This window comes from Cupriavidus sp. 30B13 (assembly GCF_049059565.2).
In the GTDB taxonomy this organism is placed as follows: domain Bacteria; phylum Pseudomonadota; class Gammaproteobacteria; order Burkholderiales; family Burkholderiaceae; genus Cupriavidus.
On record NZ_CP188223.1, the window covers coordinates 2,315,120 to 2,334,260 of the forward strand.

The 19,141-nt window shown below is 69.7% G+C and carries 17 protein-coding genes; 10 read left to right on the forward strand and 7 right to left on the reverse strand.

The genetic code is table 11. The annotated features are described in order from the left end of the window. Positions 1-24 precede the first annotated feature (24 nt). Both ACKI2N_RS10575 and smc read right to left on the reverse strand, forming a co-directional pair. A complete protein-coding gene (locus ACKI2N_RS10575; protein WP_420998273.1) occupies positions 25-1,476 on the reverse strand; it encodes a cell division protein ZipA C-terminal FtsZ-binding domain-containing protein in 1,452 nt (483 codons plus the stop codon). Further along, complete coding sequence (gene smc / locus ACKI2N_RS10580; RefSeq protein ID WP_420998274.1) at positions 1,473-4,988, reverse strand: chromosome segregation protein SMC; 3,516 nt, start codon at positions 4,986-4,988, stop codon at positions 1,473-1,475. Before smc ends, ACKI2N_RS10575 begins: the two co-directional genes overlap by 4 nt. A 549-nt stretch (positions 4,989-5,537) precedes the next feature. Between smc and ACKI2N_RS10585 the strand changes: the two genes are divergently transcribed. Next, on the forward strand, positions 5,538-6,341 hold the full coding sequence (locus ACKI2N_RS10585) for a ferritin-like domain-containing protein (RefSeq protein ID WP_420998275.1): 804 nt from the start codon (positions 5,538-5,540) through the stop codon (positions 6,339-6,341). 59 nt (positions 6,342-6,400) lie between these two features. Here the strand turns inward: ACKI2N_RS10585 and ACKI2N_RS10590 are convergent, their stop codons facing one another. Next, entirely contained in the window at positions 6,401-7,378 is a 978-nt protein-coding gene (locus ACKI2N_RS10590) for a DMT family transporter (protein WP_420998276.1), read from the reverse strand. A 216-nt stretch (positions 7,379-7,594) separates the two neighbouring features. Here ACKI2N_RS10590 and dapC point away from each other — a divergent pair, with 216 nt between their 5' ends. The 6 genes from dapC (at position 7,595) to prmB (ending at position 12,775) form a co-directional block, all read left to right on the forward strand. Further along, positions 7,595-8,812, forward strand: coding sequence for a succinyldiaminopimelate transaminase (gene dapC / locus ACKI2N_RS10595; RefSeq protein WP_420998277.1), 1,218 nt, complete (start codon positions 7,595-7,597; stop codon positions 8,810-8,812). A 55-nt stretch (positions 8,813-8,867) separates the two neighbouring features. Beyond that, positions 8,868-9,695 carry a 2,3,4,5-tetrahydropyridine-2,6-dicarboxylate N-succinyltransferase gene (gene dapD / locus ACKI2N_RS10600; RefSeq protein WP_420998278.1) on the forward strand — a complete coding sequence of 276 codons (828 nt, stop codon included), beginning with the start codon at positions 8,868-8,870 and terminating at the stop codon, positions 9,693-9,695. An 82-nt stretch (positions 9,696-9,777) separates the two neighbouring features. Further along, on the forward strand, positions 9,778-10,152 hold the full coding sequence (locus tag ACKI2N_RS10605; protein WP_420998279.1) for a hypothetical protein: 375 nt from the start codon (positions 9,778-9,780) through the stop codon (positions 10,150-10,152). 18 nt (positions 10,153-10,170) lie between these two features. Next, positions 10,171-10,518 carry an arsenate reductase gene (locus tag ACKI2N_RS10610; protein WP_420998280.1) on the forward strand — a complete coding sequence of 116 codons (348 nt, stop codon included), beginning with the start codon at positions 10,171-10,173 and terminating at the stop codon, positions 10,516-10,518. Between the two features lie 162 nt (positions 10,519-10,680). Then, positions 10,681-11,832: a succinyl-diaminopimelate desuccinylase gene (dapE, locus tag ACKI2N_RS10615; protein WP_420998281.1), complete on the forward strand. Its 1,152-nt coding sequence runs from the start codon at positions 10,681-10,683 to the stop codon at positions 11,830-11,832. 49 nt (positions 11,833-11,881) lie between these two features. After that, positions 11,882-12,775: a 50S ribosomal protein L3 N(5)-glutamine methyltransferase gene (prmB, locus tag ACKI2N_RS10620; RefSeq protein WP_420998282.1), complete on the forward strand. Its 894-nt coding sequence runs from the start codon at positions 11,882-11,884 to the stop codon at positions 12,773-12,775. A gap of 13 nt (positions 12,776-12,788) precedes the next feature. Here the strand turns inward: prmB and ACKI2N_RS10625 are convergent, their stop codons facing one another. The 3 genes from ACKI2N_RS10625 to ACKI2N_RS10635 all read right to left on the reverse strand — a co-directional run bounded on the left by ACKI2N_RS10625 (position 12,789) and on the right by ACKI2N_RS10635 (position 14,862). After that, on the reverse strand, positions 12,789-13,688 hold the full coding sequence (locus ACKI2N_RS10625; protein ID WP_420998283.1) for an SMP-30/gluconolactonase/LRE family protein: 900 nt from the start codon (positions 13,686-13,688) through the stop codon (positions 12,789-12,791). Positions 13,689-13,800: 112 nt separating this feature from the next. Beyond that, entirely contained in the window at positions 13,801-14,301 is a 501-nt protein-coding gene (locus tag ACKI2N_RS10630; protein ID WP_420998284.1) for a YybH family protein, read from the reverse strand. Positions 14,302-14,409: 108 nt separating this feature from the next. After that, positions 14,410-14,862 (reverse strand): MarR family winged helix-turn-helix transcriptional regulator, encoded by a 453-nt coding sequence (locus tag ACKI2N_RS10635; RefSeq protein ID WP_420998285.1) that lies wholly within the window; start codon positions 14,860-14,862, stop codon positions 14,410-14,412. A gap of 240 nt (positions 14,863-15,102) precedes the next feature. On the opposite strand from ACKI2N_RS10635, the gene ACKI2N_RS10640 reads away from it, so the two are divergent. Further along, positions 15,103-15,315, forward strand: a complete 213-nt coding sequence (locus ACKI2N_RS10640) for a DUF2188 domain-containing protein (RefSeq protein ID WP_420998286.1) — start codon at positions 15,103-15,105, stop codon at positions 15,313-15,315. Positions 15,316-15,340: 25 nt separating this feature from the next. Here ACKI2N_RS10640 and ACKI2N_RS10645 read toward each other — a convergent pair whose 3' ends face one another. After that, complete coding sequence (locus tag ACKI2N_RS10645; protein ID WP_420998287.1) at positions 15,341-16,231, reverse strand: LysR family transcriptional regulator; 891 nt, start codon at positions 16,229-16,231, stop codon at positions 15,341-15,343. 98 nt (positions 16,232-16,329) lie between these two features. On the opposite strand from ACKI2N_RS10645, the gene ACKI2N_RS10650 reads away from it, so the two are divergent. Continuing rightward, positions 16,330-17,901, forward strand: coding sequence for an AMP-binding protein (locus ACKI2N_RS10650; RefSeq protein WP_420998289.1), 1,572 nt, complete (start codon positions 16,330-16,332; stop codon positions 17,899-17,901). An 18-nt stretch (positions 17,902-17,919) separates the two neighbouring features. Continuing rightward, positions 17,920-19,101, forward strand: a complete 1,182-nt coding sequence (locus ACKI2N_RS10655; RefSeq protein WP_420998290.1) for an acyl-CoA dehydrogenase family protein — start codon at positions 17,920-17,922, stop codon at positions 19,099-19,101. Positions 19,102-19,141: the final 40 nt, after the last annotated feature.

Consider the following 19,141-nt stretch of genomic DNA (forward strand, 5'->3'; position numbering starts at 1 on the left):
CCGCTGCCGATCAGCGGACAAATATCACAGGCTGAACAGGCGCAGCGCCACCGGCGAGCCGGCGGGCATGCCGCGCGCGTCGAGCTTGTCGTAGAGCGCCTGCAACTGGCCGAAGATGGCGACGAAGGAGGCCTCGCTCAGCGCACGCATGTTGTCGTCCACCAATTGTGCGCCCATGCGCTGCGCCAGGCTGTAGCCGTATTCGCACACGGTCTTGAACGGCTTGGTGGCCTGTGCCGCGGACGGCACGTCGAGCAGCAGCGTGATCTGGCGCCCGGCCTTGGCCGTGAGATCGTCGCGCAGGAAGTTGGTGTCGCCGAACTGCAGCGTAAACAGCGCGCGCTGCACGCCGTCCGGGCCCGCCTGGTAGCGCGTGAAGCGGGTGCCGTCGCGCGACAGTACCAGGCCGTCCTGGGTGGCCACGGTCTGCACGTAGGCGGCCGACCAGGGCGCCCCGTCGGAAATTACGTTGACGCCGAGCTGCACGTCGCAACTGGCGGCGAAGGCGTCCAGCTCGCGGCCGTTGGCCACGGTCTCGGTCATGTCGGGCAGCTCCGCCGAGGCATCGAGCGCCTCGGCCAGCGCTTCGACCGCATTGACGAACTCGGAGAATTCCAGCGCGTTGAGCGCCCCGCCGCGGTTGGCCAGTTGCACCGCCACCTGCAGGTCTTCGTACTGGTGGCCGGCGGTGACGGCTTCCCAGGCATTGGCCTCGGCGCGCAGGCCTTCGAGGTGCACTTGCTTGGTCCCGGCGCGGCGCAGGCGGCCGGTCAGCGGCAGGATGCGGTCGCCCGATTGCTTGCGCTCCAGGTGCAGCGGCACGATGCAGTCGATCAGCGGGTCGATCACGGCCGGCGCGGGCTGGCCTTCGGGCACCAGCGGCTCGGGCTGGAGCGGCTCGCGCCGGGAACCGGCTTGCGCGTGTGCTTGCACGTCTGCCCGGGCTGCGGCGGACGCTTCGGCCGCTTGCGCCGGTTCGCCCGATGGCGCCGCGTCCGCGGCGTGCCCTTGCGCGCCGGCGTGATCGTCGGCGCGCTCACCTGCGCGCTCACCTGCGCGCTCACCTGCGTGATCACCGGCGCGATCACCGGCGCGATCGGCCGGCTTGCGCTCGGCGGCCTTGCCGGCCGCCGGCGACGCGGCCAGCGCGACTTCGTCCGCCAGGCTCTCGTCGGCGTCGGCCGAACCCGCCGAGGCGGCCGCCATGCCCGCGGCCACCGAGGCCGCGTCCAGCGGCGAGGCCGACAGCGTGGGCTCGCGCCGCTCGGGCGGACGGTCCGCCGCCGGCTCGTGCAGCTTGGCGTGGACTTCCGGCGTCACCGACGGGCTGACCACCGGCTCGCGCATCGGCGGCAGGTCGTCCTCGGGCTGCAGCGCGCGCGGGCGGCGCGCCTTGCGGATCTGCCACTGGTTGTAGGCCACGACCAGCAGCAGCAGGACCACGCCTGCGACGATGAGGGCAGTCTGTAGCGTCATGCTGCCTCCGCCATCGAGATCGCTGCGTCCATGTCCACCGCGACGATGCGCGACACGCCTTGTTCCTGCATCGTCACGCCGATCAGCTGGTGTGCCATTTCCATTGCGATCTTGTTGTGGGAAATGAAGACAAACTGGGTCTTGTCCGACATGCGCGCCACCATGTTGGCGTAGCGCTCGGTGTTGGCGTCGTCCAGCGGCGCGTCCACCTCGTCGAGCAGGCAGAACGGCGCCGGGTTGAGCTGGAACATGGCGAACACCAGCGCGATGGCGGTGAGCGCCTTCTCGCCGCCCGACAGCAGGTGGATGGTGGAGTTCTTCTTGCCCGGGGGCTGCGCCATCACCTGCACGCCGGCGTCGAGGATCTCGTCGCCCGTCATGATGAGCTTGGCCTGGCCGCCGCCGAACAGCGACGGGAACAGCTCGCCGAAGTGGTGGTTGACCTGGTCGAAGGTGCCCTGCAGCATGGCCCGCGTTTCCTGGTCGATCTTGTGGATCGCGTCTTCGAGCGTGGTGATGGCGTCGAGCAGGTCGGCCGACTGCGCATCGAGGAAGGTCTTGCGCTCGCGCGCCGCGGCCAGTTCGTCCAGCGCGGCCATGTTGACGGGCCCGAGCGCGTTGATGGCGTTGTTCAGGCGCGTGACCTCGCCTTGCAGGTAGGACGGCTTGAGGTCCGGCGTGAGCTTCTCGGCCAGCGCGGCTTCGTCGACCTCGGCGGTGGCGAGCTGTTCGCTGAACTGCTCCTGGTTCAGGCGCGCGGCCTGTTCCTTGAGCTGGTATTCGGTGATGCGGTCGCGCAGCGGCTGCAGGCTGCGCTCGGCGGCCAGGCGCTGGTCGTCGAACTGGCGCAGTTGCGCCGACAGCGCATCGAGCTCGGTGCGCGCGGCCTGGAGCTTCTCTTCCTTCTCGGCGCGCCGCTCCAGCGCTTCCTGCAGGCCGGTATGGGCGGTCTGCTCGTTGATGGTCTCCAGCTCGGCGCGCGCGTCCTCGAGCGACTGCTCGAGGCGCTCGGACTGGTCGGCGGCGGTCTGGATATTGCGGCGCAGCTCTTCGATGCGGCTGGCCAGGTTGCGCTCGGCGAACAGCGCTTCCTGCGCGGCGCGCTCGAAATCGCGCAGCTGGTGGCGGGCCGACGACAGCTTGCTGTCGAGCGCCTCGAAGGCCATCTGGTGGTCTTCGTGGGTAGCCTGCATCTCGGCCAGCGCGGCGTCGTGCTGCTCGAAGCTGGCTTCGGATTCGGCGCGGATGGCGCGCTGCTCCTCGATCTGCGCGCGGATTTCTTCCAGTTCCTCGCGGATCTGGCCGCTGCGCGCGGAGTAGCGCTCCATTGCCTGCGATAGCTTGAGCACGTCCATCTGCAGCGCGTGCACGCGGCGCGTGGCCTGCTCGCTGCGGCTGCGGGCGTCGATCAGCAGCGCGCTGGCATGCGTGTAGGCCGCGTCGGCGCGCACCGCCTGGCTCTTGGCCTCGTCGGACAGCAGCATCTGCGCGCGCGCCTGCTTCTGCAGGTTCTCGATCTCCTGCTCGCGCGCCAGCATGCCGGCCTGCTCGGAATCGGCGGCGTACAGCTGCACCGAGCTGCGGCCCACCAGGTGGCCCTCGGCCACCACGAAGCTGGCGCCCTCGGGCAGCGTGGCGCGCGCGGCCATGGCCTGGGCCATGTCGGTGGCGGTGTAGATGTCGGCCAGCCAGTCCTGCATCACGGCGCGGATGCCGGGCTCGGTGATCTGCACCAGCGCCATCAGCGGGCGCAGGCCGGCCGGGGTGTCCTGCGGGCGCGCTGCCGGCGGCGGCGAATAGAAAGCCAGCTTGGCCGGCGGCGCGTCGGACAGGAAGGACTTGATCCAGTCCAGGTTGGAGACTTCCAGCGCGGCGAGCTTTTCGCGCAGCACGGATTCCAGCGCGTTTTCCCAGCCCGGCTCGATATGGAGCTTCTTCCACAGGCGCGGCAGCTCGGCCAGGCCGTGCTTTTCCAGCCACGGCTGCACCTTGCCTTCGGTCTGCACGCTTTCCTGCAGCTGCTTGAGCGCGGACAGGCGCGCTTCCAGCGCGGCGATGGCGGCGGCTTCGCTCTGCACGCGCTCCTGCGCGGCGCGGCGCTCGGCGTCCAGGCGCGGCACGCTTTCCTCGGCGTCGGCCAGGATCGCCTGCGTTTCTTCCTGCACGGCTTCCTGCTCGGCCAGTTCGGCGCGCAGTTCCTCGAGGCGGACTTCGTCGGGGCGGTCCAGGCCCTTTTCCTCGCCGGACAGGCGCTCGCGGCGCTGCTCGAGCTGCTGCAGCATCTGGTCGGCGCTGCGCTGCTGCGCGGCTTCGAGCTTGAGCGCCTGCTCGGCCTGCATGATGCTGGCGCGCTGCTCGTTGGACAGCGCCTGGGCATCGCGCCACTGGGCTTCGAGCGTGGGCAGCTCGTCGGTCTTGTGCGCCACGGCTTCCTGCGCCTCCACCGTGCGGCCCTCGGCCACGGCCAGTTCTTCCTCGGCCTGCGCCAGGCCGTCGGTGGCCTGCTCGGACTTGCCCTGCCACTGCTCGCGCTGCGCGCTCAGCGCGGCGATCTGCGCCTGCACGCGGTTGCGCGACTCGACCACGTAGCGGATCTCGGCCTCGAGCTTGCTGACTTCGCCGTTGGCCTCGTACAACGCGCCCTGCGCGCTGTGCATATTGTCGGATGCCGCGTAATGCGCCGCCCGCATGGTTTCCAGCTCGGCCTCGACGTGGCGCAACTGCGCGGTCTGCGCCTCCAGCTCGATCTGGGCCTGTTCGATGGCGCGCTGGTGGCGTTCCTGCTCGGCCTGCGCCTCGCGCTTGCGCAGCAGCCACAGCAGGTGCTGCTTTTCCTCGCCGTCGGCCTGCAGGGTCTTGAAGCGCTGGGCCACCTCGGCCTGGCCTTCGAGCTTTTCGAGGTTGGCGCCGAGCTCGCGCAGAATGTCCTCGACGCGGGTCAGGTTCTCGCGCGTGTCGGACAGGCGGTTCTCGGTCTCGCGGCGGCGTTCCTTGTACTTGGACACGCCAGCGGCTTCTTCCAGGAAGATGCGCATGTCATCGGGCTTGGCCTCGATGATGCGCGAGATCATGCCCTGCCCGATGATGGCGTAGGCGCGCGGGCCCAGGCCAGTGCCCAGGAAGATGTCCTGGATGTCGCGCCGGCGCACCGCCTGGTTGTTGATGTAGTACGAGGAAGTGCCGTCGCGCGTGAGCACGCGCTTGACGGCGATCTCGGCGTACTGGCTCCATTGCCCGGCGGCGCGGCCGTCCGGATTGTCGAACACCAGCTCCACGCTGGCCCGCCCGGCCTGCTTGCGGGCGGTCGAGCCGTTGAAGATGACGTCCTGCATGGACTCGCCGCGCAGCTCGGAAGCGCGTGACTCGCCCAGCACCCAGCGCACCGCATCGATGATGTTCGATTTGCCGCAGCCGTTGGGACCGACGATGCCGACCAGCTGGCCGGGCACTTGAAAATTGGTGGGATCGACGAAGGACTTGAAGCCCGCCAGTTTGATCGAGGACAGTCGCACGGTTGGTCGTGGGGTATCTAGGGTATTGCAGCGTTCAGGAAAGGCGGGCCAGCGCAGAGGCGGGCGGCGCGTGCCGCGTGGGGCCAGCGCCGGGCTCTTGTGCCCGATAGTTGGCGCTAATCATACCATCGCCCCCCGCGCGCCCGGTCGCTTTCGGGGATGCGCGAAAGGCCGGTTTCCACTGCAACTTTGCGCCCCTTCCGATTCACTTTGTGCGGTCTGCGCCCTACACTCAGAGCAGGCATTGCGCGCCCGGCGCCTGCTTGTCATGGGTTTGCCGCCGGTTTCCTGTAGGCGGCGGCAGCGTACGGCGCGCAAGCGGCGGGAAACTTCTAAGGGTTAGTGCTAGTCTCTCCATAGTCAGCGTGATCCCTGATGCCCATTGCAGCCAACCCCTGTCCCGCGGGCAGGTGACGCAAACGGCGTCTCCGGCCCAATGCGGAGCCCTGCTCCGTGCTTCTCCTGGGAGTGTTCAGCATGACCGCCTCTATTCCGGCGAATTCAGACGAAAGCGTGCCCGGCCCTGCCGCCGGCGATGCCAGGAAACGGATGCCCTGGTCCCTCGGCGAGATCGACTTCGCCGCCATCGACGTGGCGCGCGTGCGCCCGGACCGCGAACTGTTCTACCTGCTGGTGTCCGCCTCCTTCGTCGAAAGCGGCTCCGACACCTACGCCGGCAACCTCGCCAGCTATTACGCCGCCAACCCCGAAGCCTCGGGCTGGCTGGCCGAGCACTGGGAGGCCGAGGAACTGCAGCACGGCCTGGCGCTGCGGCGCTACGTGGAGCACGTGTGGCCGGAATTCGACTGGGAGCGCGGCTACGCGCGCTTCTTCGAGGAATACCGCCATACCTGCTCGGTCGACAACTTCGAGCCGTCCGAGGCGCTGGAAATGGCCGCGCGCTGCGTGGTCGAGACCGGCACCGCCGCGCTTTACCGCTCGCTCGAGCAGGCCAGCGACGAACCGGTGCTGCGCGACCTGACGCGCCGCATCGCCAACGACGAGGTGCGCCACTACAAGCATTTCTACCGCTACTTCAATGCCTTCAACGGCGTCGAGCGGCTTGGCCGCTGGCGCGTGCTGGGCGCGCTGGTGCGGCGCCTGCTGGAAATCAAGAACGAGGACGCGGAGATCGCGCTGCGCAATGTGCTGCGCATCGAGCGCGGCACCGAGGACATTCCGCAGAAGGACGTGCGCCGGCTCAATTCGCGCGTCAGCGCGGTGATCCGGCGCAACCTGCCGATCGAGATGACCGTGAAGATGCTGCTGCGCCCGCTGGACCTGCACGCCGGCATCGAGCGCGCGATCCGCAAGCCGCTGGTGGCGGTGGTGTCGCGCGCGATGCTGCACTGAGCGTAACCGCGCGTAGCCGCGCGTACCCCCCCCCCCCCCCGCGTCCGCCCTGCCGCGCTTTATTGCGGCTGCAAGGCGCAGCCGCCGGCGCCCTCCTCGCCGCGCCGCGCGCGGTGCACCAGCCCCGACAAGGCGCCGGCGGCCACGATGCACAGGCCGCCGGCGGCTTCCTTCCAGCTCAGCGTCTCGGTGGCCAGCCACCATGAGGACACCGCCGCGATCACGATCTCGAACAGCATCAGCAGCGATACGCGATTGGCCGGCAGGCGCTGCAGCCCGTACTGCACCACCGAATTGCTCGCCACCAGGGTGGCCGCCAGGCCCAGCACCAGCGCCAGCCCGCCCCAGCCGATCGCCGGCGCCAGCGCCACGCCGCCGGGCTCCAGCCACAGCGCGCACGGCAGCCCGACCGCGGTGCAGCCCAGGTAGACCATGACCGTGCGCAGGCGCGCGTCCATCTCCGGGTAAAGCTGGCCGGCCCGCCGCGACAGCACGTTGTTGACCGCGAACCCCATGCCGCCCACCAGCCCCGACCACTCCGCCGCCCTGGCCGGCAGCGGCAGGCCGACTTCCGGCGTCCACAGCATCAGGCCCGCGCCGGACAAGGCCAGCGCCACCAGCAGCAGGCCGGCGGCCGACAGCTTCTCGCCCAGGAACAGGCGCGCGAACAGCGCCGTCCACACCGGCGTCAGGTAGAACAGCAGCAGCACGCGCATCACATGGCCGTTGACGCTGCCCCAGACGAAGCCGGCATTGGTCACGCCCGCCGCCAGCCCGATCGCCACGAACAGCCAGGACCAGCGCAGCCCGCCCAGGTGACGGGCAAAGGCCACCAGCGCGATCAGCGCCGCCACCGCGCTCACCAGCGCCGCCGCCGTCATCCCGCCCAGGCCCCAGGCGGCCAGCACGCGGTAGGGAAACCAGGCGATGCCCCATACCGAGGCGCCCAGCAGGATCGACAGCGCGGACTTGAAGCCATGGGTGTCGGCGGGGGCGGAAGCCGCGGCGGAGGCGGAGGAGGCAGGCAGATTGCTCATGGAAACGGAAAAGACCGCCGGCATGGCGGCCGATTGATGACGGCAAAGGAAAAACGGGGCCGGAAAGCCAATGGCGCGGCGGCGGCGCAACGGCTGCGGCCAGCCGGCCCGAAGCGGCCGGAAAGCCCGTCAAACCCGTGCGCAGCGCGCGGGAACGCCCGGCAATCCTCTATAATGTCCGGCTTTGAGCCTTGGCCCTGGCGGCCCGAACTGACCGTGAACCCCCGACTCGACCTGCTCCAGCCCTACCCGTTCGAGAAACTGCGCGTGCTGGTGGCCAACGTGAAGCCGAACGCCGCGTTGCCCGCGATCAGCTTCGGCATCGGCGAGCCCAAGCATCCCACGCCCGCATTCATCAAGCAGGCGCTGGCGGACGCGCTCGGCGGGCTGGCGAATTATCCCACAACGGCCGGTTCCGATGCACTAAGGCAGTGCATCGCCGCCTGGCTCCAGCGCCGCTACAACCTGCCGGCGGTCAACCCGGCCACCGAGGTGCTGCCGGTCACCGGCTCGCGCGAGGCGCTGTTCGCGTTCGCCCAGACCGTGGTCGACGCCAGCCGCCCCGGGGCGCTGGTGCTGTGCCCGAACCCGTTCTACCAGATCTACGAAGGCGCGGCCCTGCTGGCCGGCGCCACCCCGGTGTTCGCCAACAGCGACCCGGCGCGCAACTTCGCCCCGGCCTTCGACCGCATCCCCGCCGAGAGCTGGGCGCGCGTGCAGCTGGTCTATGTGTGCTCGCCCGGCAACCCGACCGGCGCCGTGCTATCGCTCGACGACTGGCGCGAACTGTTCGCGCTGTCGGACCGCCACGGCTTCGTGATCGCCTCCGACGAGTGCTATTCCGAGATCTATTTCAAGGAAGGCGAGCCGCCGCTGGGCGCGCTCGAAGCCGCGCACAAGCTGGGCCGCGCCGAAGGCGCGCATCCGTTCGAGCGGCTGGTGATGTTCTCCAGCCTGTCCAAGCGCTCCAACGTGCCCGGCCTGCGCTCGGGCTTCGTGGCCGGCGACGCCGCCCTGCTGAAGAAATTCCTGCTATACCGTACCTATCACGGCGGCGCCATGAACCCGGCGGTGCAGGCCGCCAGCGTGGTGGCCTGGAACGACGAGGCCCACGTGCGCGACAACCGCGCCGCCTACGTGCGCAAGTTCGCCGAAGTCACGCCGATGCTGGCCGAGGTGCTGGACGTGGCGCTGCCCGACGCCGGCTTCTACCTGTGGGCCGACGTGTCGCGCACCGGCCTGACCGATACCGAGTTCGCCACCCGCCTGCTGGCCGAGCAGAACGTCACCGTGCTGCCCGGCAGCTACCTGGCGCGCGAAGCCGGCGGCGTCAATCCCGGCGCCAACCGCGTGCGCATGGCGCTGGTGGCCACGCCCGAGGAATGCCTGGAAGGCGCGCGCCGCATCGTCGCCTTCTGCAAGTCGCTCGGCTGAGCGCGGCTGCCCCCGATTCCGTTGTAGACAACGATCAACCACTGAAAACACGCATATGACGCAAGCACTGCAAGCCCTGATCGACCAGGCATGGGAAGACCGCGCCAGCCTCTCGCCCAAGTCGGCCCCCAACGACATCCGCGAAGCGGTGGCCAACGTGATCGGCCAGCTCGACACCGGCGCCCTGCGCGTGGCCGAGAAGCAAGGCACGGACTGGGTCGTCAACCAGTGGATCAAGAAGGCCGTGCTGCTGTCGTTCCGCCTGGAAGACAACGCGCCGATGAGCGCCGGCGGCTTCGCCCAGTTCTATGACAAGGTGCCGACCAAGTTCGCCGGCTGGAGCGCCGACGACTTCGCCAAAGGTGGCTTCCGCGTGGTGCCGCCGGCCGTGGCCCGCCGCGGCTCGTTCATCGCCAGGAACGCGGTGCTGATGCCCTCCTACGTCAACATCGGCGCCTACGTCGACGAAGGCACCATGGTCGACACCTGGGCCACCGTCGGCTCGTGCGCGCAGATCGGCAAGAACGTCCACCTGTCCGGCGGCGTCGGCATCGGCGGCGTGCTCGAGCCGCTGCAGGCCAACCCGGTCATCATCGAGGACAACTGCTTCATCGGCGCCCGCTCGGAAGTCGTCGAAGGCGTCATCATCGAGGAAAACTCGGTGATCTCGATGGGCGTGTACCTCGGCCAGTCCACCAAGATCTACGACCGCGAAACCGGCGAGATCCACTATGGCCGCGTGCCGGCGGGCTCGGTCGTGGTGGCCGGCAACCTGCCCTCGAAGGACGGCAAGTACAGCCTCTACTGCGCCGTGATCGTCAAGAAGGTGGACGCGCAGACCCGCGCCAAGACCAGCCTGAACGACCTGCTGCGCGGCGACTGATCGCGCCTTGCCCGGGACGGCGGCGCAATGTTTGCGCCGCCGTCCCGCCGTCAGACCGATGCCCTCCCTCCGCAAGCGACTCATGGCCCTGGATCCCGCCACCGTCAGCACCGTGCTGTCCCTTCTGCCGACCATTCTCGAGCAGGCCAACAAGACCATCGAGAAGATCAAGAAGGGCCGGCGCAAGGACGGCGCGCCGGAGAACGCCGGGCCTGAATCCGCCGAAGCGCGCGACACCTCCACCGCCGCCCGCATCGCCGAGCTCGAAGCCGCCGCCGTGCAGCAGGCCGAAGCCGTCAAGCTGCTGGCCGAGCAGCACGCCATCACCATCGAGGCCCTGCGCAAGGAAGCCGCGCGGCTGGACCGCCGCCTGCGCCTGATGACCAGCGTGGCCATGGCCGGCGTGGCGCTGGGCCTGGGCGGGCTCGTCGTCGCCCTGAACCTGCTGTTCCGCTAAGCGCATACGAGGCACACCATGACCGTCCTGCTTTACGGCATCCCCAACTGCGACACCGTCAAGAAGGCCCGCACCTGGCTCGACGCCAACGGCGTGGCCTACGAATTCCACGACTTCAAGAAGCAAGGCGTGGACGAAACACTGCTGCGCGGCTGGCTCAGGCAGGTGCCGCTGGCCACGCTGCTCAACCGCAAGGGCACCACGTACCGCGCGCTGTCGGACGCCGACAAGGCGCGCGCCGAGAGCGAAGCGGGCGCCATCGCGCTGATGCAGCAGAGCCCGTCGCTGATCAAGCGGCCGGTGCTCGATCGCGGCGGGAAGGTTTCCGTCGGTTTTTCGGCGGATGGTTACGCTGGGTTGTTCTGACGTTCTTGTGGGGCTGGCGGCGGGTTGCGTGCCGGTGGCTTCGGGATACCGCCCGCCAGCACCACCCAACGCAAAAACATCAGCCGCCGCCCCGGAAAGCGTAAACTCCCCGCCCAACACCCCATTCCAGACCGCCGGCCCCAAGGCCGCGGACACGCCACCATGAACCCCACCCTCGCCCTCACCGAAGACCTGATCCGCCGCCGCTCCGTCACGCCCGCCGACGAAGGCTGCCAGGCCGTGCTCGAAACCCGCCTCAAGGCCATCGGCTTCGAATGCGAATGGCTCGTCAGCGGCCCGGACGACTTCCGCGTCACCAACCTGTGGGCCGTCAGGCGCGGCACGCGGGGCAAGGACGGCAAGCTGCTGGCCTTCGCCGGCCACACCGACGTGGTGCCCACCGGCCCGCTCGAGCAATGGGGCTCCGACCCGTTCCAGCCCAGCCACCGCGACGGCAAGCTCTATGGCCGGGGCGCGGCCGACATGAAGACCTCGATCGCCGGCTTCGTGGTGGCGTCGGAAGAATTCGTGCGGCAGCACCCGGACCACGCCGGCTCCATCGCCTTGCTCATCACCAGCGACGAGGAAGGCCCGGCGCACGACGGCACCGTCAAGGTGGTCGAAGCGCTCAAGGCGCGCGGCGAGCGCCTGGACTATTGCGTGATCGGCGAGCCCACCTCGGTCGACACGCTCGGCGACATGGTCAAGAACGGCCGCCGCGGCTCGCTCTCGGGCAAGCTCACCGTCAAGGGCGTGCAAGGCCACATCGCCTACCCGCACCTGGCAAGGAACCCCATCCACCTGGCCGCGCCCGCGCTGGCCGAACTCGTCAACGAGACCTGGGACGCGGGCAACGAGTACTTCCCGCCCACCACCTGGCAGATGTCGAACATCCACGGCGGCACCGGCGCCACCAACGTGATCCCGGGCCACATCACGGTGGACTTCAACTTCCGTTTCTCCACCGCCAGCACGCCCGAGGGCCTGAAGGCGCGCGTGCACGCCATCCTCGACCGCCACGGGCTCGACTATGAGCTGGCCTGGACCCTGGGCGGCGAACCGTTCCTGACCGCGCGCGGCGAACTGTCCGAGGCGCTGTCCGGCGCCATCGAGGCCGAGACCGGCGTCAAGACCGAGCTTTCCACCACCGGCGGCACCTCCGACGGCCGCTTCATCGCCAGGATCTGCCCGCAGGTCATCGAGTTCGGCCCGCCCAACGCCAGCATCCACAAGATCGACGAGCACGTCGAAGTGCGCTTCATCGAGCCGCTCAAGAATGTCTACCGCGGCGTGCTGGAACGACTGATCGCCTGATCGCCTGATCGTCCAACCGCCTGAATGCTGAAATACTAGGACCACCGCAATGGCAACGCCCTCCCCCCTGCAAACCGTGCGCGACCTGCTGCGCCTGGCCGTCTCGCGCTTTACCAAGGCCGGGCTCTCGTTCGGCCACGGCAGCGCCAACGCCTACGACGAGGCCGCCTACCTGGTCCTGCACACGCTCAGCCTGCCGCTCGACACGCTCGACCCGTTCCTCGACGCACGCCTGCTGCCCGAGGAAGTCGACGCCGTGCTCGCCGTCATCGAGCGCCGCGTCACCGAGCGCGTGCCCGCCGCCTATCTCACCAACGAAGCCTTCATGCACGGCCTGCGCTTCTACGTGGACTCCCGCGTGATCGTGCCGCGCAGCTTCCTCGGCGAGCTGCTGCAGGAAGGGCTGGAACCGTGGGTCGGCGACATCGCCGATATCGGCCCGGTGCTCGAGCTGTGCACCGGCTCCGGCTGCCTGCCCATCGTCGCCGCCCACGTCTGGCCGCAGGCCCGCATCGACGCGGTCGACATCTCGCCCGACGCGCTCGAAGTCGCCCGCCGCAACGTGGCCGACTACAAGATGGCCGACCGCATCAGCCTGTACCAGGGCGACCTCTACGCCCCGCTGCCGGCCGGCGCGAAATACAACGTCATCCTCACCAACCCGCCCTACGTCAACGAAACCTCGATGCAGGCGCTGCCGGCCGAATACCAGGCGGAGCCGCGCATCGCGCTGGCCGGCGGCGACGACGGCATGGACGTGGTGCGGCGGATCGTCGCCGGGGCCAAGGCGCACCTCAACCCGGGCGGCGTGCTGGTGGTCGAGATCGGCAACGAACATGCCAACGTGGAAGCGGCGTTCCCCGAGCTGGAACTGATCTGGCTGCCGGTCAGCGCCGGCGAGGAACAGGTGTTCCTGGTGACCTACGAAGGGCTGCCGGGATAAGCCCGCGCGGCGCCTACGGCGCCACCGGATTCCGCATGCGGAACAAGGCGCCCGCGTGGCCAGCCACCGGCGCGCCGTCGGCAATGGTGCCGTAGACGAACTGCCCGTCGGGCGACAGCGCGAGACTGGCATGGTGCTCGCCGGGCAACGGGACGTCCGCCAGCAGGCGGCCGCCGGCATCGAACACGGCGAATCCGCGCCCGTTGTACAGGCCGACGAACAGCCGGCCGGCCGCATCGGTGCGAAGCCCGTCGGGCGTGTGGCGCGCGCCGGGGCCGCCGGCCAGCAGCGCGTCGAGCAAGAGGAAGTCGCGGCGGTTTTTCAGCGAGCCGTCGACGGCGACATCGAACGACAGCACCTTGTCCGTGCCGCTCTCGGCGAGATAGAGCACCCGGCCGTCGGGCGACAAGGCGACGCCGTTCGCGTTCTGGAAGCCGCCGGCGACGACACGCGGCCGCGGCTGCGCGCGCGCCAGGTAGTAGACCTTGCCCGGCGTGCCGCCGTCGCCGCCCGAGGCGGTCAGGTACACCCCGCCGCGGCCGTCGCGGGCAAGGTCGTTCGGGCGGTCGAAGCCGCCGCCCTCGAGATCGCGGTCGATGGTCCGCAGCGCCGCGCCGCCGGGCGCGATGGCCTGGAAGGTGCCGCCGTCATAACAGGCCACCAGCAGGCCATCCCCGTACGGGACCAGGCCATTGGCCCCGCAGCCGGACTGATGCCATACCGGCGCCGCGCGATGGCCGTCGAGCCGGTAGACGGTCGACGCGGTGTAGTCGACGAAGTACAGATCCTGCCCCACGAAAACCGGGCCCTCGGGAAAATCCAGCCCGGTGGCAACGATCTCGGCAGCAGGCCCGGCAAACGCGGCGCGCGGCAGCAGCAGAAGCGCGGCCACGAGGGCATGGAAGATTCGCATGGCATTCCTTGTCCGCCGCGCGGCGCCGATGGCCGCGGCGGCACGCAGCCGCCGTTCCGGCAACGGACGGCAGCTTTCGCTCCAGGCCCCCAAAAAAAAAGGGAAATGGCGCCTACTGCGCCGACACCGGCACGATGGAGGCGATCCGCCAGCCCGCCGCGGTGCGCACGGCCACCTCGTAGACCAGGAACGGCACGGTCTTCGCCGACGCCTCGGAGGCGCCGGACGTGACCTGCGTCGGGGCGTACAGCTCGGCCACGTCCGCGCTCAGGGGCACGATGCGGATGCGCTCGGCGTCAGGCTCGAACTTCCACACGCCCTTGAAGGTTTCCTTGAAATGGTCGACCAGCGCGGGCTTGCCCCAGAACTGGTAGGCGCGCGCCACGAAGGTCACGGGATCGGGCTGGCCGGCTGGCGGCGTGGCCAGCACGCCCTCGAACGCGACGATGTCGTGCGCCGTGGCGGCGGCGGCCTGCCGCAGGAACAGCGCGCGGATCTCCTGCGTATCGCTGGCGCTGACCGTGCCGGCATCGGCATATGCCACGGCGGCCGGCAGCCAGAGGGAAAGCGCGGCCAGCAAGCCGCGGCGCAGGATCGGGAAACGTGTCGTCATGAGAATGGCCTTATATGCCCGTATTGGGGATTTCCTTGCGGCAAGGGCACGGGACATGCTCGCCGCATGCGGGATGCGTGGCGGGGCTGACGCCCTGCCACGGAAAGCCTATGAATCGATGCTCAGTTCGAGCTGCGCGATGCGCGCCATCATACGGCGCATCGCCAGCGCGTCTTCCTTGCCGAATGCCTTTTCGAAACGGGCCTGCGCCTTCTGCCACGCCGGCTTGCCTTGCGCTTCGGCCTCCTCGCCCAGCCTGGACAACGCCACCTCGCGCTCGCGCCGGTCCTCGCGCCCGACCTGGATCGTGACCAGCCCGTCGCGCTCGAGCGGGCGCAGGTTATGCCCCATCGTCGCGCGATCCATCGACAGCAGGTCCGCCAGCGCGGCCACCGTCGTCGGCCCGCGGCTGGCGAGCAGGATCAGGATCGCGTACTGGGTGGCGCGCAAACCCGTTTCCGCCATGCAGGCGTCGTAAAAGCGCGTCACGCGCCGCGCGGCTTTGCGCAGGGCGGTGCTGTTGCAGATGCCGGGGCGGATTTCCGGGCTGGAGGCGCTCATGCTGTATCCGGGCGGTGGAAGCGGGCGGTGGAAAGCGGGCGGTGGAAGCGTCGGCCCATTATTATGGGCATATGAGTCTATTGTCAATGATGACGCCGCGGCATGCGCTTCGCGCCGTTGCCGTCCATGTAGGACTAAGCCCTCTATCGCGCGCCGCGGCCGCCGCCAAGAATAAGGTCAGGCAATGCGCCGACGGGGGCCGCGATGACATGCAGGCGACAAGCAAACGGGGAGGCAAGAATGGGCAAGCGCAACGTGCACGTACTGCAGAAAGGCGAGGGATGGACGGTGGCCCGCGAGGGCTCGCCGTATCTGGGCGCCTACTATCGCAGCTTCGACGCCGCGCTCGACATGGGCGCGTGCCTGGCCGCGCGCGAACGGGTGGAACTGTTCGTGCACGCAGCCGAGGGCACCGAGGGCGCCACCGCCCCGCCGCGCGACCGGGCCATGTGACGAGGGCGGCGGGCGCGCCGCGCGCTCAACGCGAGCGCTCTTCCAGCAGCACGCTCATGCGCTGCGCCAGCGGCGACAGATAGGCGCCGGCGCGGGTGATCACGCCCACGCGCCGGCGCAGGTCGAGTTCCTCGACGCCCACGTCCAGCGCCAGCAGGCCGTTCTTCATGGCCTCCGGCTCCTCGCCCGATATGCTCAGCATCCGCGTGCCGCGCATCAGGTGGAACAGCGACGCGCTGCCGAAATCCGTTTCGATCCGCAGGTTCGGTCCGGCCAGCCCGCGCGCGCGGAAGGCGGCGTCGACCTGTTGCCGCAGCACGATATGCGGCTCGGGCAGCAGCCACTCCTCGCCGGCCAGCTCCGCCAGCGCCAGCTTGCGGCGGCGGTGCAGCGGGTGGGCCCGGTCGGCCACCACGACCAGCCGGTCGTCGAACAATTCCCGTACCGCGAACTCGCCGGCGCGCTGGGTCGGTACCGGGGCGATGGCCAGGTCCAGCTCGCCGGCCAGCAGCAGGTCCATCAGTTCCCGCGCCAGGCGGCGGCGCAGGCGCAGCTTCGCCACCGGCCGTTCCTGGATGAGCTGCCGGCACGCATCCAGCACCAGCGCATTGGGCATGGACGGCGAATAGCCCAGCCGCAGGATGCCCTGCTCGCCGGTGCGGATGCCTTGCATCTCCTTGAGCGCGTCCTCGAACTCCAGCCGGATCCGGCGCGCGCGTTCGATGAACTGCGCGCCGGCCTGGGTCGGCGTCATGCCGTTGGCGGTGCGCTCGAACAGCGGCAGGCCGAGCTGCGCTTCCACGCGCTGCACCGCCTTGGTGAGCGCGGGCTGGCTGATGCCGAGCGCTTCGGCGGCGCGCCCGATGCCGCCATGACCAGCGACGGCCAGCACATATTCCAGGTCCCTCGTCTCCATCCTGGCATTCCCAGTGGTTATGACTTTATAGCCAACACTGCATTGTAGTGATGCCCGCCATCTTACAGACTGTGCCCATCGACTACCAGGAGACACGGATGGGCTTCGCTTTCTTCCTCCGCCGCGCCGCGCGGTATTGGGGGGATCACGCCGCGGTGCTGTACCAGGACCGCGTGCTGACCTACCGCCAGCTCGACGAGCGTTCCTCGCGGCTGGCCAATGCGCTGCTAGGCCTGGGCCTGGCCCGGGGCGACCGGGTGGCGGTGCAGTCGCGCAACCGCACCGAACTCGTCGAGATCGAGTGCGCGCTGTACAAGGCCGGGCTGGTGAAGGCGGCGCTGAACCCGCGCTTCACGGCGGCGGAGGCCGCGGACGTGATCGAGAACTGCACGCCGCGCGTGCTGCTGGCCGGGCCCGGCTACACCCACTATTCGCCGGCGAGCGCGGGCTTCGGCTCGGTCGAGAAATTCATCGCGATCGGCCGGCCGGCGGCCACCCCCGACGACCATGACGACTATGACGACTATGAAGCGTTCCTCGCCACCGGCGCCGCCGATGCGCCGGACATCGTGCCGGCGCCGGACGATCTCGCCGTGCTGCATTTCTCCTCCGGCTCGACCGGCAGGATCAAGGCCGCCATGCAGAGCTACGGCAACCGGCTGGCGGCGCTGCGCAAGATGCTGCTGGGCATGGACCGGCCGGCGCGGCCCGGCGACCGCGTGGCCCTGATCGGGCCGGTCACGCATGCCTCGGGCATGCTGATGCAGCCCTACCTGTACGGCGGCGCCACGCTGGTGCTGTTCGACAAGTTCGAGCCCGCGCATTTCCTGGCGGAAGTGGCGCGGCTGCGCATCACCCACGTGTTCATGGTGCCGGCCATGATCAACATGCTGCTGGCCGAGCCCGCCCTGGCCAGCGCCGACCTGAGCAGCCTCAAGACGCTGGCCTACGGCGCCGCGCCGATGGCGCCAGCGCGCATCCGGGAGGCGTGGGAGCGCATCGGCCCGATCCTGTCGCAGGGTTATGGCGCCAGCGAATCGACTTCCGGCGTCACGCGCCTGTCCACCGCCGACCATGCCGACGCGCTGGCGCGCCGGCCCGGGCGGCTGGCGTCGTGCGGGCGCGCGCTCGGCGAGACCGAGGTGCGCGTGGTCGACGAGCATGGCCGCGAAGTGGCCGGCGACGAGATCGGCGAGCTGGTCATCCGCGGCGAGGATGTGTTCCAGGGCTATTGGGGCGAGCCGGCGCTGACGCGCGAGACCCTGGTCGACGGCTGGCTGCGCACCGGCGACCTGGCCCGCGTCGACGAGGAAGGCTACATCTACCTGGTCGACCGCAAGAAAGACATGATCATCTCCGGCGGCTTCAACGTCTACCCGACCGAGGTCGAGGCCGCGCTGTACCTGCACCCCGACGTGATGGAAGCCTGCGTGATCAGCGTGCCCGACGACACCTGGGGCGAGAGCGTCAAGGCGGTGGTGGCGCTGCGGCCGGGACGGCGGGCCAGCGCCTCGGACCTGATCGCCCATTGCCGCGCGCGCATCGCCGACTACAAGTCGCCGCGCTCGGTCGACTTCGTCGGCGAGCTGCCCAAGAACGCCAGCGGCAAGCTCGCGCGCAAGGTCGTGCGCGAACGGTACTGGCAGGGTGTCGCCCGCCGCGTCAACTGAACGATCGAGGAGAACGGCATGTTCGACCACCTGACCAATCCCGTGCTGGCGCAGACCCGCGCCGGCATCCGCCGCTATATCGACGAGGAACTGCTGCCGCTGGAAAAGGAGCTCGGCCTGGGCCCGGAAGACGCCTGGCCGCGCGAAGTGCTGCGCGGCGTGTGGCGCCGCTCCAGCGAGCTGGGGCTCTACGCGGCCTGCCTGCCGGTGGCGCTGGGCGGCAAGGGCCTGAGCATCGCCGAGCAGTGCGCGCTGAAGGCCGACCTCGCCGCCAGCGGCGCGGCGCTGGCGCCGCACGTGCTGGGCGACCTGGGCGGCCCGCCGCGCGTGGGCAACATGCTCGGGTACGCCACGCCGGACCAGCTCGCGCGCTATTTCGAGCCGGTGATCCGCGGCGAGAAATCGACCTGCTTCGCGCTCACCGAGCCGCACTCGGGCTCGGACGCGCAGAGCATCGCCACCAGCGCCGTCGCCGACGGCGACGAGCTGGTCATCAACGGCCACAAGCACTACATCAGCGGCGCGCCGTTCGCCGATTTCGCCATCGTCATGTGCGTCACCGACGCCACCGCCTCGCCGCCGGCGATCACGGCGGTGCTGGTCGACCTCGACCTGCCCGGCGTCACCGTCAATACCGACTACGTGCCGATGTCCGGCCAGCATATCGACGCCGACATCCGCTTCGCCGGCGTGCGCGTGCCGCGCGCCAACATCTTCGGCGGCGAGGGCAACGGCTTCCGGCTCGGCATGTCGCGCATCAACGTCAACCGGCTGCTGCACTGCCCCACCATGCTGGGGCTGGCGACCAAGGTCTACGCATCGTCGCTGGAATACGCCGGCCAGCGCCGCCAGTTCGGCGGCCCGATCGCGCGCTTCCAGGCCATCCAGCACATGCTGGCCGACATGGCGGCGGCGCTGTGGGCGTGCGAAAGCATGATCGCGCAGACCGCGCTGCTGGCCGACGGCGGCGCGGACCTGCGCATGAAGGCGGCGGCCTGCAAGCTGTTCGTCTCGGAACGCTGCTTCGAGGTGGCCGACAAGGCGGTGCAGATCCACGGCAACGTGGGCGTCACGCGCGGCCATCCGGTCGAGCAGGCCTACCGCAAGCTGCGCATGTTCCGCATCTTCACCGGCACCAGCGAGATCCAGCGCAACACCATTGCCCGCGCCATCCTCGAACCCATGCAGGCCAAGGCCTGAGCGGGCCGCGGCCCGGCCAGCCCGGCGCGGGCGCACCGCG